This window comes from Niallia sp. 03133, from assembly GCF_052663225.1.
The window spans coordinates 21,734-38,365 of the sequence record NZ_JBQTCY010000003.1 but is presented as its reverse complement, the minus strand read 5'-3'; the positions used below and the strand labels follow the sequence as shown (position 1 = coordinate 38,365).

Annotated in this window: 11 protein-coding genes; 7 read left to right on the top strand and 4 right to left on the bottom strand. The window is 35.6% G+C overall.

Features of this window, described 5'->3' with window-relative positions:
* Positions 1–93: 93 nt before the first annotated feature.
* Positions 94–993, bottom strand: coding sequence for an SDR family oxidoreductase (locus ACTYBU_RS04890; protein ID WP_445487623.1), 900 nt, complete (start codon positions 991–993; stop codon positions 94–96).
* Positions 994–1,393: 400 nt separating this feature from the next.
* On the bottom strand, positions 1,394–6,010 hold the full coding sequence (locus tag ACTYBU_RS04885; protein WP_445487621.1) for a lamin tail domain-containing protein: 4,617 nt from the start codon (positions 6,008–6,010) through the stop codon (positions 1,394–1,396).
* A 512-nt stretch (positions 6,011–6,522) separates the two neighbouring features.
* Here ACTYBU_RS04885 and ACTYBU_RS04880 point away from each other — a divergent pair.
* The 5 genes from ACTYBU_RS04880 to ACTYBU_RS04860 all read left to right on the top strand — a co-directional run bounded on the left by ACTYBU_RS04880 (position 6,523) and on the right by ACTYBU_RS04860 (position 11,756).
* On the top strand, positions 6,523–8,739 hold the full coding sequence (locus ACTYBU_RS04880; protein ID WP_445487620.1) for a peptidase domain-containing ABC transporter: 2,217 nt from the start codon (positions 6,523–6,525) through the stop codon (positions 8,737–8,739).
* Complete coding sequence (locus ACTYBU_RS04875; RefSeq protein ID WP_445487618.1) at positions 8,732–9,208, top strand: AraC family transcriptional regulator; 477 nt, start codon at positions 8,732–8,734, stop codon at positions 9,206–9,208. Before ACTYBU_RS04880 ends, ACTYBU_RS04875 begins: the two co-directional genes overlap by 8 nt.
* The gene (locus tag ACTYBU_RS04870) at positions 9,195–10,469 is read left to right on the top strand and encodes an HlyD family efflux transporter periplasmic adaptor subunit (RefSeq protein ID WP_445487617.1); all 1,275 of its coding nucleotides are present in this window, start codon (positions 9,195–9,197) and stop codon (positions 10,467–10,469) included. The genes ACTYBU_RS04875 and ACTYBU_RS04870 overlap by 14 nt, the downstream gene beginning before the upstream one ends.
* A gap of 27 nt (positions 10,470–10,496) precedes the next feature.
* Positions 10,497–11,285, top strand: coding sequence for a hypothetical protein (locus tag ACTYBU_RS04865; protein ID WP_445487615.1), 789 nt, complete (start codon positions 10,497–10,499; stop codon positions 11,283–11,285).
* A gap of 96 nt (positions 11,286–11,381) precedes the next feature.
* The gene (locus ACTYBU_RS04860; protein ID WP_445487613.1) at positions 11,382–11,756 is read left to right on the top strand and encodes a hypothetical protein; all 375 of its coding nucleotides are present in this window, start codon (positions 11,382–11,384) and stop codon (positions 11,754–11,756) included.
* A gap of 908 nt (positions 11,757–12,664) precedes the next feature.
* Here ACTYBU_RS04860 and ACTYBU_RS04855 read toward each other — a convergent pair.
* Positions 12,665–13,108 carry a TlpA family protein disulfide reductase gene (locus tag ACTYBU_RS04855; RefSeq protein WP_445487611.1) on the bottom strand — a complete coding sequence of 148 codons (444 nt, stop codon included), beginning with the start codon at positions 13,106–13,108 and terminating at the stop codon, positions 12,665–12,667.
* 92 nt (positions 13,109–13,200) lie between these two features.
* Positions 13,201–13,743, bottom strand: coding sequence for a peroxiredoxin (locus tag ACTYBU_RS04850; RefSeq protein ID WP_445487610.1), 543 nt, complete (start codon positions 13,741–13,743; stop codon positions 13,201–13,203).
* Positions 13,744–14,179: 436 nt separating this feature from the next.
* Here ACTYBU_RS04850 and ACTYBU_RS04845 point away from each other — a divergent pair, with 436 nt between their 5' ends.
* Complete coding sequence (locus tag ACTYBU_RS04845; RefSeq protein WP_445487608.1) at positions 14,180–14,704, top strand: DinB family protein; 525 nt, start codon at positions 14,180–14,182, stop codon at positions 14,702–14,704.
* Between the two features lie 372 nt (positions 14,705–15,076).
* Entirely contained in the window at positions 15,077–15,901 is an 825-nt protein-coding gene (locus ACTYBU_RS04840; RefSeq protein WP_445487606.1) for an aldo/keto reductase, read from the top strand.
* Positions 15,902–16,632 lie beyond the last annotated feature (731 nt).

Sequence of the window (16,632 nt, the reverse complement as noted above, 5' to 3'; positions counted from 1 at the left end):
TATTATATAAGTATGTATTATCTCTTATAGATTATACCAGAAAAAACAGCTTCTCGAGTAACTCGAAAAGCTGTTTTATATATGGAGAGTTCCTTATGCTGTTGGAATTCCGCCTGTCACTCCATAAACTTGTGCTGTCACATAATTTGCATCCTTAGAAGCTAAGAATACATATACGCTTGCCAATTCTACTGGCTGGCCAGCACGTTTTAAAGGAGTAGGAGGTGTACTTTCTCCAAATTTCGGAATATTTTCACTCGGTTGTCCCCCTGAAATTTGCAGTGGTGTCCAAATTGGTCCTGGAGCCACTGAATTTACACGAACCCCTTTTGCAGCTAATTGTTTTGCCAACGCTTGGGTAAATCCTATAATAGCTTTTTTGGTTGTAGCGTAATCTAATAAAGCAGGATTTGGATTGTAGCCTTCTACTGAACTTGTCGTGATGATAGAAGCACCTTTCGGCAAGTATGGCAGCGCTGCTTTTACAACCCAGAATAAGGAAAAGACATTGATTTCAAATGTTTTCCGGAGTTGCTCTGTTGTAAGATCAGCAATATTTCCCACTGCTTGCTGTTTGCCTGCAACCAATGTTAAAACATCCAATCCACCCATTTCCGCATGAGCTTTTTCCACTAATTCCTTACAAAATGCTTCATCACTTAAATCACCTGGAATGAGTATTGCTTTTCGTCCTTCTGCTTCAACAAGTGCTTTAACTTCTTCCGCATCAGGCTGCTCAACAGGTAAATAGTTTATGGCAACATCAGCACCTTCACGAGCATATGCAATAGCAGCAGCACGGCCGATACCAGAATCACCTCCTGTTACAAGCGCTTTTCTGCCAATTAATTTTCCACTGCCGACATAACTTTCTTCCCCGCAATCCGGCAGAGGATCCATTTGTCCTTGCAGTCCAGGTGGTTCTTGATACTGTGTAGGAAACTCCCCGTTAAAAAATTCCGTTAAAGGATTTTTAGTATTCAAACTAGACATAACTATCTCTCCTTTTCCCATGAATATTTTAGGCATATTTGAGTGTACCCGTGAGAGTGTAGCGTAAACATCTTTTTGCGATTATTACCAAAAAAGAAACCTTATATGTATATATGATGTATATGCGCACTGGGAAAAAGGAAGTTCAAGCTATGTGTTTGTTATTGAAGTTAAATGATAACCCTCCATATATATTTACTATTTTGAAAAGGAAAGCTAACTATAAAGATCCTTTTTAATGGTCTTTTTTAGTCAGCTGCATTTTTTTACTGTTTATCTCCATATAAACTTGCTGTATCCGGAAATTGTGAAAACAAATTCTTATACTAGGAAGGAGTTGGATGTTGATTCTCCTTTTGTCTACCCTTTGGATTTTCCCTTCTTCGATTATCTGATGAGTCTACGGCAGAGTATTTTTCCCTTTCGACAATGTCCAAATATCAGAAACGGTTCTTCCCGTAAAACGATCCTCAGCAACCGCGTACCAAGAATATGGATTATTTTCAGCTAGATCTTTCCAAACTGTCTCCGCAATCTCGCCACTTTGAACATTTTTATCCTTCCCAATTTCTGTATCTGTATATATATTTACAGCAAAGTAGTCGGTAGCAACACGCTTTTCATTTGGCTGAAGATCTACCTGTATGTTTCTCTCGTCTTTTTCAGGAAAAAGATTTGTATCATAGAAATTATAATCGTCTAAATACGGTGAATACGTATTAACCATTATTTTGTTATTTTTTTGATCTACATGTAATAATTTCATATATCCTTGACCACCTTCAGGGCCGCTTTGGTAGTCTCCAAGCATTTGATAGACTTGGCGATCAGGATTTCCATCCCCATTATCGTCAATTGGATCAATCAATGTTTCAGAGTCATGATAGTGCCCGCTTAGTACAGTGATGACATTTTTATTTGGCAATACAACCTGATTATAAATTTTATCCCCTAGCGGACTACGAGTTCCTGAAACTAGCAAATACTCATGGAAGTTTAAAATCGCTTTTCGATCTGGGAATTGCTTTAAGATATCACTCATCCATTTTATATCTTCATCCTGAACGCCCCAGCCCATGTATAACATAATATAATCGTTTCCATTTGCTGAAATTAAGTCATAGTGTCCTCGATTGTTCTTATAAGAACCACCATAGTAGGGCTTATCCTTGAACCTATCTTCACCAAACCATTTGCTAAATTGTGTATAGTCACTTGTTTTATGATCAACATCATGGTTTCCTGCTAGTACACCGTAAGGAATATGATTGTCCTCCAGCACTTTCATAAATTTATCTGCATCTTTCCATTGATACTCTTGGTTGGATTTATCGACAATATCCCCTGTATGGAATACATATTTAATTTTCATTTCATCTTTCATTTCGGCAATCCAGTTCGTCTCTCTTTCATAAATCCATGGATAGCTGTCAGCATAGTATTGCGTGTCAGACATCCAAACAAAAGTATAATCATACTGATTAGGTGAAATTGGAATTTCATCTTGGATTAATACATTTATTTTATTGTTTTTCACGAACTCACGAACTGCGGCATTTCCTTTTAACTCAAAGTCTCCTTGGCCAGCAATTTTGAAATCAATTGTCGTCCATTTATTGGTCAAATGATTCCATGCATACATGGATACTTTTCTGCCTTTTAAAGATTTCCCTTTCCACACCAATTCAACAACATCGGTTTTATCAACAGCAGAATCGACCGTTACATCAAATCGGTGATAAGGAAATTTTGTTTTTGAATCTGTTATTAAATATTGTTGATCTTCTTTAGAGACAAGCGATATATCTTCCGTTGTAAAAGGTTGTTCTCCTTTCGGGACCATTGTATTTGGCGGTTCAACATCCGCCGCATTTTTATAGGCTTTAACATATTGTGTTTTAGACGAATCATATTGGAATCCTTTATAAAATGACACATGTAAAGCATCATTTGTTGGATCCGTTACTTTTACCTTTAACTTTGGATTCACATCTACTTTTGCAGTAGTTGAAATAAGCTCAGGCTTACTCGGATTTTCATTTACAACAGAAAAATGAACGGTTTTCTCTGCTTTGTTTCCTACTTTATCAAAAGCTGCAATTGTCAACTTATGTTCCCCTGGTGAGAGCTTGGATGACGCTGTATTTAATGGAACCGCAATTTCTTTTTCATCCATCATAATTTTTAATGTTTGAACATCAGCAATTGCATCCGTTGCATCTACATTGATGGTAAATTTCCCTTTGTACACTTTACCTTCCACTAGGTTTGTTTTTATTACTGGTGCTGTGTTATCTACTAATACTGCAGCACTTGCTTTTTCATCTGCGTCTTGAACATCAATAACATGTTTTCCATCAGAAACAGACATAGTATCCCATTTATATGATTTAGAAGGTGTATATTTTTCAGGGATCGTAAAGGTGAAATCTTCAAATGGTCGACTTTCTCCCATATCATACGTTTTTTTGGCATCCTTGTGTGTTGGATCCTTTATTACGGTTCCATTTGGCAACATTAAGCGAACATTACGTATTTTAAAATTATCACGATTTTCTTCTAATACATCTAATTGAAATGGTGATACCTTATTTCCCGCACGTATCGTCATGATATTTTCCCCTAATTGAAGACGATCAGCATCAATAGGGACCGTAATGGTGTCCCAATCATTCACACCATCATCAAAAATTCGGATTATATCTTTCCCAATTGTCACACCATTTTGAAAAAATGTATTCACTCCACTCGCTTCAAAAGCGAAATACGCTGAATTTTCCACAGATTTATATATATTTTCAGCTGCTTCAGTCTTATCAATCGATAATTTCACATGATCTGGTGAATCTGTCTTGGATGTTCCTTTCAGTATTTTTTCCCCTCTTAAAATATCACCATTTTTCACATTTAAACGCAGACTAGCATTGTTGAGATCTCTTGTAATCTTCACTTTAAACTTGTTGCTTGTTACTTTATTCGTTCCATCTGAAACGACAAAATAATATTCCACATATTTTTTCCCAAGTATTTCAGGTGGGTGGATTGTATAGTGATACATCAAATCATCAAAATTTTCCGCTAAAATGGCTTGTTTATATTTTTTATCCGTATTTGTTTTGTAAAATAATCGTACTGATTTTATGCCAATATTATCAGTTGCATCAGCAACAATATTAATATCTTCTTTTTGATCAATCGTTTTTATCCCAGTCATATTTTTAATAGTAGGTTTTACATTATCTTCTTCTATGTGAACGACTTCTTCGGGTACTTGAACCCGTTCCACTTTTCCTGGAGTAGCCTTTTTCACACCTGCACTTATTTTCTTTAATCTAGTCGATCCGTCAACAGGATATGTGTAAATGATTCCTTTATTTGAGTGGGTATCATCTACATTGAATTCATCATTATAATAAGAAACAGCGATTTCTTGATTAGAATTGGTAGCAACAGCCAAGCCTTTTGCTGCACCATTTGCCATTCCATCTCTATATATTTTAACAATATCCTTGTTTTCCACTAATTTTGTCTTGTAATTTGCATTAAAATCCGCGACTGTTTTATCACCATTTTGTCCATTCATCATCCAAAATACGAGTGTTTTCCGAGAAGGAATCACTACATTATCTGGACTTGAAGGCCAAATGATATCTGTATTTGGGTCTATCCCGTTTCTGTAGTGAATCTTATAATCTCTAAAGTTAAGATCCTTATCCGTATTGTTATAGATTTCTACAAATTCATACCCATCACCTAAACCTACATTCGTAGAATCAGGTACTAACTCTGTTATCAGAAAGGATGGAATTTTACGATAATCTACTTTAGGTTTTTTAATACTTAACGTATATTTCTTCGTTTTAGCATGATTTGTACCATCTGCTGCCTCAATATAGTAAACGATCTTTGATTCCACACTCATGCTTGGAATTTCAGCAGAATACTTCGTTGAACCTTTTGCAGATTCGTCCATTGCTAAAGAAGTGAATGTTTTGTCTCCTTCTTTTTTATAATAAAGTGTGACAAATGGGTCTGCCACGTTATCTTTAATGACAGCTTTTATTTTTACCTTTGAGAAAACATTGGCATTCGTTACAGGTGTATGTGTAATGACAGGTGCTTTTGTGTCTGCCTGAATCGGATCAATTTCAACAGGTTTCGCTGGAACTTGAATAGAATCAATCGTTCCTGGTGTTGATGCTGCCAATACTTGATGTTTTTCCATTTTTGTTCGAGATAATGGATATTTGTATTGAATATCCGCACCTGTATTATCACTTTCAGCAGCAAGATAGCTAGCAGAAATAATTTCTGCTCCTGATCTATTCTTTATGATAATGACGCGATTCCCCCCATTTATAAACCCGGGGAATACATCATTAAATGCAATTACTTGATCACTTGTCAACGAAAGTCCATTGTTTTTATTAAAATCAGCTAATGTTCGATTTCCATTATTAAACCAAAAGACTTTTACTTTCTGCGGCTCAATGGTTACGGCAGGCAGCTGAAATCTTTTTTCTACTCCAGTGTCCATGTATTGGTATGTAAAGGAATAGTTTGATAAAGTTAGTGGTTGATTCGTATTGTTATAAACCTCAAAAAACTCATAATAATCTACACCTCCGCCACTTGAATTTGGCGATAATTCCGTAATCAGCAGCTGAGGGTAACGATTAAAATCTTCTTTTTCAGGATAATTATTTTTTTCTGTTTCCAAAAGATTGATGGATTGTTCTTTCTCTTTATCTGCCTCCTCTTCTACTCCTGAATCTGCTTGATTTGCAGCAGGTTCCTTGTTGCTCTGTGTTGTATTGATGGAAGCTTTAATTGATGAAGCAGACGAATCTGCATCCAGTTCCGTATTTTGTGAAGCAGGAGAACCTGCATCATCACTACCCCTCTCTGCAAAAATCCGTTTGGATGGAACAGCTAAACTTACGTTTGTCAAAATGATAGAGAAAAGAAAAATAAATAAAATAAGCTTCGTTAATTTTTTTACTTTCTGCTTATTCATTGCTTCCTCCTTATTATCCTTAGTGGATACCCACCGACAATTTTAGAGGGTGATTGTTAATCAAAATTCATATAAATGTAAAATACTATTAATCTATGTAAAGGTTTGATGGATTTAAAAAATAGAACTCCAATCCTTAAATCTTAGCAGGCAAATCCATTAAGAAAAGCGCAAGCGTCAATGTATCTACAAGAGAGAATCCTTTCCTTTTATCCATATTTGGAGTATACCCTTGTATTTTATCATCGTACTATTTTCCTAATTTTGTTATCATCATTTCTCCATTTTCATCCAACAAAAATGACTATTCCTTATCTGGCTAAAACCTGCTTGCTGAAAGGATTTTCCTTCCTTACTCAAAAAGAAAAGCCAATGAATGCTGCAATAGATTCACGGAAGAGATATTCAACCATAAGTACGAAAGTCCTGTTGACGACAATTTTCATAAAATTTATACTTTTTTGTAATAATTAGTAAACTTCGAATAAGATCAAGTCAAAAGGAGGAAAACGTTGAGTTTATTTAAAAAATATGCCTGCACGATGCAGCACGACGCTTCTGACTGTGCTGCAGCTGCCATTTCAACGATTTTATCAGAGTATAAAAGTGAAGTTTCCATTATGAAAATACGGGAAATTATTGGCACAGATTCTTATGGTACAAGCGTTAAGGGTATGGTAGAAGGGTTAGAGAGCCTGCATTTTATAGTGAAAGCAATAAGAACTACCGCAAATGAAATAACCAAAGATATTACATTTCCAGCTATAGCACAAATTAGAACGAGTGAGGGGTTAAACCATTTTGTCGTTATACATAAAGTTCTTCGCAATCATAGATTTTTAGTAGCGGATCCAGAGCGAGGATTATCAAAAATAGATTTGGAGGATTTTGACCATTTATTTACAGGTGTGTTAATCCTTATGGTCCCTTCCAGTGAGTTTGAAAAAAGTACATATAAAGAAATGCGAATCTTCGACTTATTCCGCAAGCTCATCTTACCGCAAAAAAAGCTGTTATTAACAACCATATTCGCATCCCTTTTACTAAGCATTCTAGGCATATTCTTAAGCTTATTTCCCAAAATATTGATGGATGAAATAATCCCGTATGAATTAAAACATAGTCTTTATATTTTCTTATTAATTTTCGGAATTGCGACTCTATTTCAAATTTTACTATCTGCATTTCGACAGCATATTCTTTTGTTCTTATCTAGAAAATTAGATATCCCATTATTGCTGGGATACTATAATCATATTTTACACTTGCCGTATCGATTTTTTGTTACTCGAAAAGTTGGAGATATCATTACAAGATTTCAGGATGCAATGACCATAAAAGACATCTTTACAACGGTATCCCTATCTTTAATAATGGATGTGCTGTTAGCTGCGGTAAGCGGGTTTGTGTTATGGAAACTGAATGCTGATTTATTTTTCATTTTAATCATCATCGTTTTTATCAATATTCTCTTAATTTACTTTTTCAAAAAACCTTATAAAAAGTTAAATTACGAACAAATGGAAACATCAGCTAAGCTTAATTCCCATTTAATCGAGTCCATAAAAAATATAGAAACAATCAAATCTCAGAATGATGAACAGAACCAAATCCATAAGCTGGAAAATAAATTCATTGCTTCCCTCAAGGTCAATTACCGAGAAGGAGTCATCAATAATTTCCAAAGTTCCATTTCCAATTTTATTGGTTCATTGGGAAATTTGGTATTTATGACAATCGGAGCCCTCAGCATCATCGATGGAAAGATGAGTATAGGTGACTTACTCGTTTTTCAAACCTTAAGTCAGTATTTTACAGAACCGGTTCAAAATTTAGTTTCCTTGCAGCTAACCTTTCAAGAAGCGCAAATAGCCATGAAAAGATTAAGCGAATTAATGACATTAGACCGAGAAGATAACCAAAAGGAAAAACTAACAAATATTGAATTAAACGGAGAAATAGAATTTAAGGGTGTTTCCTTTGCTTATGGATCCCGGCCGCCTGTTGTAAATGATTTAACATTGAAAATTCTAAAAGGATCCCGTGTTGCACTTGTCGGGGAAAGCGGTGCAGGAAAAAGCACCATCTCACGCCTGCTTTTAAAATTCATCTCCCCGCAACATGGAAAAGTAACCATATCTGGCTATGACCTAGAGGATATTGACCATAACTACTTAAGATCTAAACTGGCATATATCCCACAAAATATCGAGCTATTTACAGGTACTATTATGGATAACTTAAAAGTTGGAAATCCCAATGCCACATATGAAGAAATAGTAGCAGCTTGCAGAAAAGCTGGTGCAACACCATTTATTGAAAAATTGCAAAACAGATATGGTGCATTTGTTGAAGAATCTGGAAGTAACTTTTCAGGCGGTGAAAAACAGCGACTAGCGATAGCAAGAGCCCTGCTTTCTAAACCTGATATTTATATTTTCGATGAAGCAACCTCTAATTTAGATTCATTTAGTGAACAAAAAATCCAAGATCTTATTTTTGGCCATAACAGGGAAAAAACAGTCATTATTATTGCACATCGTCTATCTACTATTGTTCATTGTGATTTAATTTGCTTTATTGAAAATGGAAAAATAATAGAACAAGGAACACATGATGATTTGATGCGATTGAATGGAAAATATGCAGAGCTTACTCGTTTACAATACGGAGCGACTAATCAGAAAGCGAAGGAGCAATATGAACTGGAGGCAATAGTGTATGAGTAAATTAGAAGTAAAAGAGAATAAGAAGCTAGTTCTAAAAAATGTAATCATTAATGAATTGCGCAGTATTCAAATCGAAAAGCTAGATGCTGAAATTCAAAAGTTTATCAACTTAACGCAAATCCTGCATATGCAAACATTCGGTCCATTAATAACCAAATTAGTTGGAACCAATTTACATGATGATGGATCATTAACTTTTGACTATGACCTTATTGTCCAAGCACATAATTATCATCTCCATAAAGAGCAATTTAAAGTGAAAAAGGAATACAGTTGCAGAAATTGTATTTATCTTCGCTATGAAGGAAAAGCGGAGCACTTGAATTTCGCCCATTCAAAATTAGATTTGCATATATTTGAAAATGATTTACTCACAAATGGAGAAATGTATAGTGTATTCCTATCAAACACACCTGAGAAAATGGTAGTGGACATTTTTAGACCGGTGACAAGAAATGAAACTTTATAATATACACGAACTAAAGGATTCGCGAATATTTTTTGATAAAAAACCACCTGTATTTTTAAGCATCTTTATTTTCTTTTTATTCGGAATTATTTTATCATCCCTCTATTTTTCTAAAGTTTCGGTAAAGCCTTATGTTGTGAAAGCACAAGGTGTTGTAACAACAAGTGATAATCGTCTTATTTCTGTCCAATTAGATGGAGAGGTAGAATCGATTCATGCAGCTGAAGGGCAAACTGTTTCCAAAGGGGAGGAATTATTCACGATATCAAATGGACAAGAAGGTCTGCAAAATACAGCATTAACCGAGCAAAAGGATGAACTGAACGCAAAGTTAAAGATGATGGATCGATATGAAAAGTCGTTAGATCAACAAATAAACAAGATGAAAAACTCGGAGCTAGAGCAAGAATATTACGGAAAAGTAGAACTCTATCTACTCCAGCTGCAAACGGACAATTTTGAAAAAGGGAATATAAACAACCAGTTATCTAAAAAAAGACAAAAAAAAGCAGAGATGGATTCTACTATTACCACTCTAACAAAGGAGCTAAATTCACTAGAAGATACGGAAGAAAATGAGATAAAAAGAAATGAAATTAAAGGGGAAATAGATGCTAAGAAAAACGAAATAGACAGCATGCAAGGAGAAATCAGCCAGTTGGAAGGCCAAATGAACAATCCCTCCTCTCAATCGAAACAAATTTATCATCAATTGATAAGTGAGCTTGGTTCCAAGAGAGCAGAAACAGAAGCAAAATTAACAGAATTGGAAGGTCAGATTTCGATTTATAAGGGGCAGGAATCACCTTTAGTTGTGAAAGCAAAAAATAATGGCATCATTCACTATCTTGTTCCATTAAAAAAGGGAATGTCTATCCAAAGAAACCAACTAGTAGCAGAGGTTTCCCATAATTTAAGCAAAGACTTGGAAGTGGAAGCATACATAGACGCAAAAGATATATCAAAAGTAACAATTGGAGATAAAGTGAAGATCTCCATAAATGGAGTGAACAGCCAAAAATACGGAACATTAAACGGTCAGCTTTTATCGATTGATTCAGGTACGTTAACCCAAGAATCCAGCAAAGGAAACATGATTTTTTATAAATGTTTAATCCGTTTATCGAATGAAAGGCTTATGGCAAATAACGGGGATACGATAAAAGTAATGAAATCCATGCCTGTAGAAGCTAGGATAATTTATGAAAAAGAAACGTATTTCGATTGGTTATTGAAGATGGTCAACTTTAAAATGCAGTGATATTAAAAAGGAGGTATAACAAAGAAAATGAAATTAACCTCGATACTCCATCTATTGTATTATATATGCCTAATAGCATTTATTTGTTTCATTCCGCAGGCTTCGATCCATGCCAACATTTTTAAGATTGTATTGTTTTTATTAACAATCGGCATTTTTATTCTATTATGTACTTTTTATATTGTGATTTCTTTTAATAGAAAGTACGCAGAAATCAAAAAATATGCAAATTCCAATGTGGTATGTATGGTTATTGGCATTGTTTCATTCCTTACTTTTGGCCATATGATTTATAGAAAAACAAACAGCTTTGTCATACTCGCAGTTATATTTGGTGTATTATTTGTAGGTTCTCATCTTTTACAATTTAAGATAACAAATAATCTAGCAAATAATCAATTTGATCTAATGGAAGAAGTTAAATTGTTCTCTAAAATGGGTCATTCCTTAGATAAAACGCCACTGATGAATGCTAGCAGCAAAATGGATATTTTCTTTTTTGGATATGCCGTTGCTGTTGGGGTCGCAGATAATTTATATGTATTTGCCTCTATTGTAGGAATCATTTTGATTCTATCAATGAAACATTTAAAAGTAGTAATGCAGGAGTTTTTTAATAGTGGGCTTATTTCTGCAAAGGAAACCTATTTCTCTCTCTTCTCTTATTATTTCTGTTATTTAATTTCTATTGTATGGTTTATTTTTTTCCCGAACCTTTCAACCCTTTTAATTGGGGGCTCTAGTTTAATTACGATCAAAATATTTATTAAACGAATTGCGATCAAAGTATATGATGAAAAAAATAATTTTTCCTAAGGAAAATTAAACAAATAAATTTTATCTAATAGATTAGTAAATTGGTATAACGTACACATGTACTTTATATAAATAAACATAATGGGAGGAATGATCATGGAATTAGTATTACCTGAAAAGTATGTAGAATTAGAGCAAGAGGAAATGCAGTACCTTGATGGCGGAGCCTATTTGTCAGCTAATGATTGTATACAAATTGCTGCAAGCATTGCTATGTCTCCGGGAGCATTAATCGCAGGAGCAGCAGGAGCAGTCGTCATTTCTAAAATTGTACAATGGGCGAAATTTACTGGCGGACCACTTGGCTGGATTGTAGGAACTGCCGCTGGCTATGCTACTGGATTTATCTCAAAAATTGCTTATGGAATTGGAAAAGGCGCCATATCTGGCAGAGGTTTATCCATCGATTGGTCTTGGGATCCTTTCAACTTCGGCACAAGAACCTTTATCGGCAAAGCAGATTGGGCTTAACAAAAAGAGTATCAATAGACACTTACTATTGCTGAGTTAGTTGTAGCAAAATAACTCTTATCACAGCAAAAGAACAAAATCGCAGGCGCCTTGATCATCGTCGTACAAACTGGCCGATTAACTACGCAACGTCCTGTTGCAACATCGGCACTAGTACATCCTGTACGTCGGAAGGGCTTCGACTGAGATAAGGAGAGACTAACCATCATGGGATGTTTTTTCCCATGATGGTTAGTCAAGTCGATCAGGTTTTTACGGGCAGTTTTTTCATCCACCATCTTTTTTCAGGTACTCTTACTGCCCGTTAAAACGTGATAAAGTAAACACAATGAGCGCAAGCGTAGATGTTGACTTATCGTAGAGAGATGACCTGAAGTTTGATAGGCGATAGGCGCTGGCCGATTAAGTACGCAACGTCCTGTTACAACATCGGCACTAGTACATCCTGTACGTCGGAGTTGGACGCGGACCATACTGCTAAGTTATCCACTACTCTATTTCGTTTATAATAAATTCCTAGAAAATGAAAAATTACACGCTGAAGTCGAGAATCTTCCCCGCTTCAGCGTGTAAAAAAGTATAAAGTGAACCTTTCCATCAGTGGGGGTTTTCTTCATCCCCACTGATGGTTAGTTGAGCCTTACAGGATGTAAGCCATGCAGACGAAGACATAAGGACGTGGCGCTCTTAGTCTGTATTCTATTGTTCTGATCTTTACGGGCAGTTATCCCCCACCTAGCTTCTTCGATTCCTCAGCATCTTGAGGTGGGGGTCTTACTGCCCGTTATGTGTGGGATAAAACCGTAACTCTCCAGTTGTTGAAAAACGTTTAATTTCATTGAAGGAGGTATCGTTATTTGGTCAACGAGCATCCGCACAGGGCAAGCAACGAAGAAAATCAGCGTTTCTTACTCTTCATTTAAAACTCTTTCAATTTTTTTACGCAGCATTGGCATTCCTTGTCCTCCTGCTTGGAAGTGGCGCAGCTTTCCTTCTTTATCAAATAAATAATAAGCAGGAACGTATTTATTTTCAAATACATCTGTTAATTTATGTTCACTGTCAACAAAAATTGGCTGTGTAATATCGTGGCCGATCGCCATTCCTTCAATGACACTCATCTCTAGATCGTCCTCTGAGCGTGGCATATGAACCGCTACTACATTTAAATCGTCTTCGTATTCATCTCGTAATTCATTTACATCTGGCATTGCTTCCTTGCATAGGTAGCAGCTAACAGACCAATAATGAATCAATGTTGCTTTTTCCCCTACTAAGTCTGCTTTTGTTACCTCATCATTAATCCATGCTGTTGCGCCTTCTAACTCTGGCATTTGTTCCCTTAATTTCATCCCTATATTCCCCTTATTCTCTACTTATATTTTTGTGAAACTTGTATTATATGTACAGGATCTGCAGCAGATCCTGCGTTTTTGCTGAAAAATTATAATGTTTTTTGTCCAGGCTTCCAGTTCATCGGACATAATCCGCCCGTTTGCAATGCTTGAAGAACACGCAATGTTTCATCTGCATCACGGCCGATATTGTTGTCGAATACCACTTGATACATTAGCTCACCTTCTGGGCTGATAATGAATAACCCACGCAAGGCGATTCCTTCTTCTTCAATTAATACACCATAGTCGCGAGCGATTTGGTGATTCGTATCTGCCGCTAATGGATAGTTTAAATCTCCTAAACCATTATCCTTGCGATCTGTCTTAATCCAAGCTAAGTGTGTATGAATTGTATCTGTAGATACACCTATCACTTCTGTATCTAAGTCAGAAAATTCCTCATAACGATCGGATAAAGCAATAATTTCCGTTGGACAAACAAACGTGAAATCCATTGGATAGAAAAATAACACCGTCCATTTCCCGTTTTTCATATTCTCTTCCAAACTTACTTTTCCAAATTCCTTATTCGGTAAAACAGCCTCCATCTCAAATTTCGGTGCTGGTTTCCCTACCATACGCTCTGCCATTTAAAATCTCTCCCTTTTGATCATTTTTATATTTTTTGAAACTATTATTTTTTCATTTTTATAGCGCCTTTACTCGCTAACACACTATTTATTATATAAAATATCTATTTGAAGTCAATACTTTTTTATAATTATTTTAATTAAGTATTCATTATCAGTTTGTTTTTATAACTAAAAACACTCTTAACCTATATATAATATAAGGTTTTTGTTAGCTCGTAAAAAATCTATCGACTCTATTTTATATCTAATTGATTTTATTTTTATCTAATTGAAAAAAATAAAATCAATAAACTTTATTCCAATGTATTTAGATGATAAACATTAGAATTCCCCCTGATAAAACGGCCTAAAATCAATATGTCGCAGCGAATGGACAAGATGTTATATTATCAGTTAGAGGCAGTAATAGCAGTGAACAGAAAGGAGCAGTTAAATGAATGTTAATCTAGAAGAGGCTATTGAAATTTTGGAGCGCACACCGCAGACATTGAAGCAGTTTTTATCTGGTTTATCCGATGGATGGCTGCAATGCAACGAAGGAGAAGGAACTTGGAACGCTGCGGAGGTAATCGATCACCTTATCGAAGGAGAAAAAAACAATTGGATACCAAGGCTGGAATTTATTTTTCAAGAAGGAGAAAGCAAACCTTTCCCTCCATTTGATCGTTATTCGCACTTACATGAAAAGGGTGAAAAATCACTAGAACAAAAGCTGCAGGAATTTAATACGATTCGAACACAAAATATCACAAAACTCAAGTCTCTAGTAGACCCTGCATTGCACCTTGAATTAACAGGGACTCACCCAGCTTTTGGCGCAGTAAAAGCAAGCGAATTGATTTCCACATGGGCTGTTCATGATTTAACCCATATTGCACAAATTGTACGGGTAATGGCGGAGAGATACAGAACGGATGTTGGACCGTGGGTAGAATATTTAGGAATATTAAAAAAGTAAGACAAGCGCAACTGCCTTGACCATGGACGTGAGATTGGGTAAATATTGTCTAGTTTTGTAGAAAAATAGCTATATGGTGAAAACTGAAACAAAACAAACAATGGATGACAAAATTGAAACAATGATGCAGAGATGGAATTAAAAACGTTCGTAACAACGCTTCCACTTGGGAATTTCATCTCATTTTTGCATAAGAAGCTGCAACCAAAGTAGAATGGATGCACTTTTTTAGATCTTTTCATTAGTAGTGCTTAAACTAAATTTTTCGAGAAAAATTGAAGCGAATCCTCATTAATGAGAACCTTATATTTGAATTATAGATGGATGAAAGTTAGACTGAATATGAAATCAAATGCAAAAGGAGAGTGTAAAATGAATATTGTTACATTAAACAACGGTTTAAAAATGCCTCAGCTTGGATTTGGTGTTTGGCAAGTGGAAGACGCACAAGCAACTGCTGCTGTTTCGAAAGCAATTGAAGTTGGCTATACCTCCATTGATACAGCCATGATTTATAAAAATGAGGCAGGCGTTGGGAAAGCAATAAAAGAAGCTTCCGTTCCTCGTGAAGAATTATTTATTACGACAAAAGTCTGGAATAGTGATCAAGGCTATGACAACACACTGCGAGCATTTGATGAAAGCTTAGAAAGATTAGGCCTTGATTACGTCGATTTATATTTAATTCACTGGCCTACGCCTGAGTTTGATGAATATGTAGATACATATAAAGCGTTAGAAAAGCTTTATAGTGATGGAAAAGTAAAAGCAATTGGCGTTTGCAACTTTGAAATTGAACATTTAGAACGAATTTTAAAAGAATGTGAAGTAACGCCTGTATTAAACCAAGTAGAATGTCATCCATACTTGGCGCAAAATGAGCTAAAAGAATTCTGTGCTAAACATGATATTTTTGTAGAAGCATGGAGTCCTCTAGATCAAGGTGGAGAAGTACTGCAAGACGAAGTAATTAAAACAATTGCGGAATCCCATAGCAAAACTCCAGCTCAAACTGTGCTGCGCTGGCATTTGCAAAATAACTCGATCGTGATCCCTAAATCTGTCACTCCATCAAGAATCGAAGAAAACTTTAATGTGTTTGACTTCGAACTAACAGCAGAAGAAATGGGACAAATTAACGAGCTAAATAAAGATCGACGCAAAGGACCACATCCAAACGAAATGAGTATGAGATAATTTTATCCCACTCTTAACGGGCAGTAAGACCCCCACCTTGGGGATGCTGAGAAATCGAGGAAGCTAGGTGGGGGATAACTGCCCGTAAAGGTCCGATAAGTTCAACTAACAATCAGTGGGGATGAAGAAAACCCCCACTGATAGAAAGATTCACTTTATATAACGATTAGACAAGGCCACTCCGGATTATCAGCCGGAGTGGCCTTTTATAAAAATCAACTTGATTTATCACCCCTATATACTGTTACGCCTCCCTCCCCATTCCATTTTTATTTTTTCAAAAATTATAAAAAATATGTCCTATATAAGAAAAGCGCAAGCGCCCTTGCTCATCGACAGAATAAGCTGGACTGAATCGAGTGAGATAAAGGAAACACGAAGAACGTAGTGATTCGATGTTGACTTATCGTAGACGAGGTGAGGGAAGCGTTGAAGTCGATAGGGCGCTTGCGCTAGACACTTCTCTGACTTCAGAAAACTTATACTTTCTTATCTTTTAAATAAAAGAAAATTATCATTCTATTTAAACCTACTTGAATTATAGGAATAATAGGTTTATAATCCATTTAATTAATTGCAATTAATCTAGGAATTTTCCTTTTTATTTCAGTATGTTTGTGATTGGACAACCAGTAGCCATACAGTGAGATATTCAATATCTTTTAAGCTAATACATTTCTTTCTAAAATATATTTTTAGATGTATTTACATTCAGTTCATAAAAATCCAAC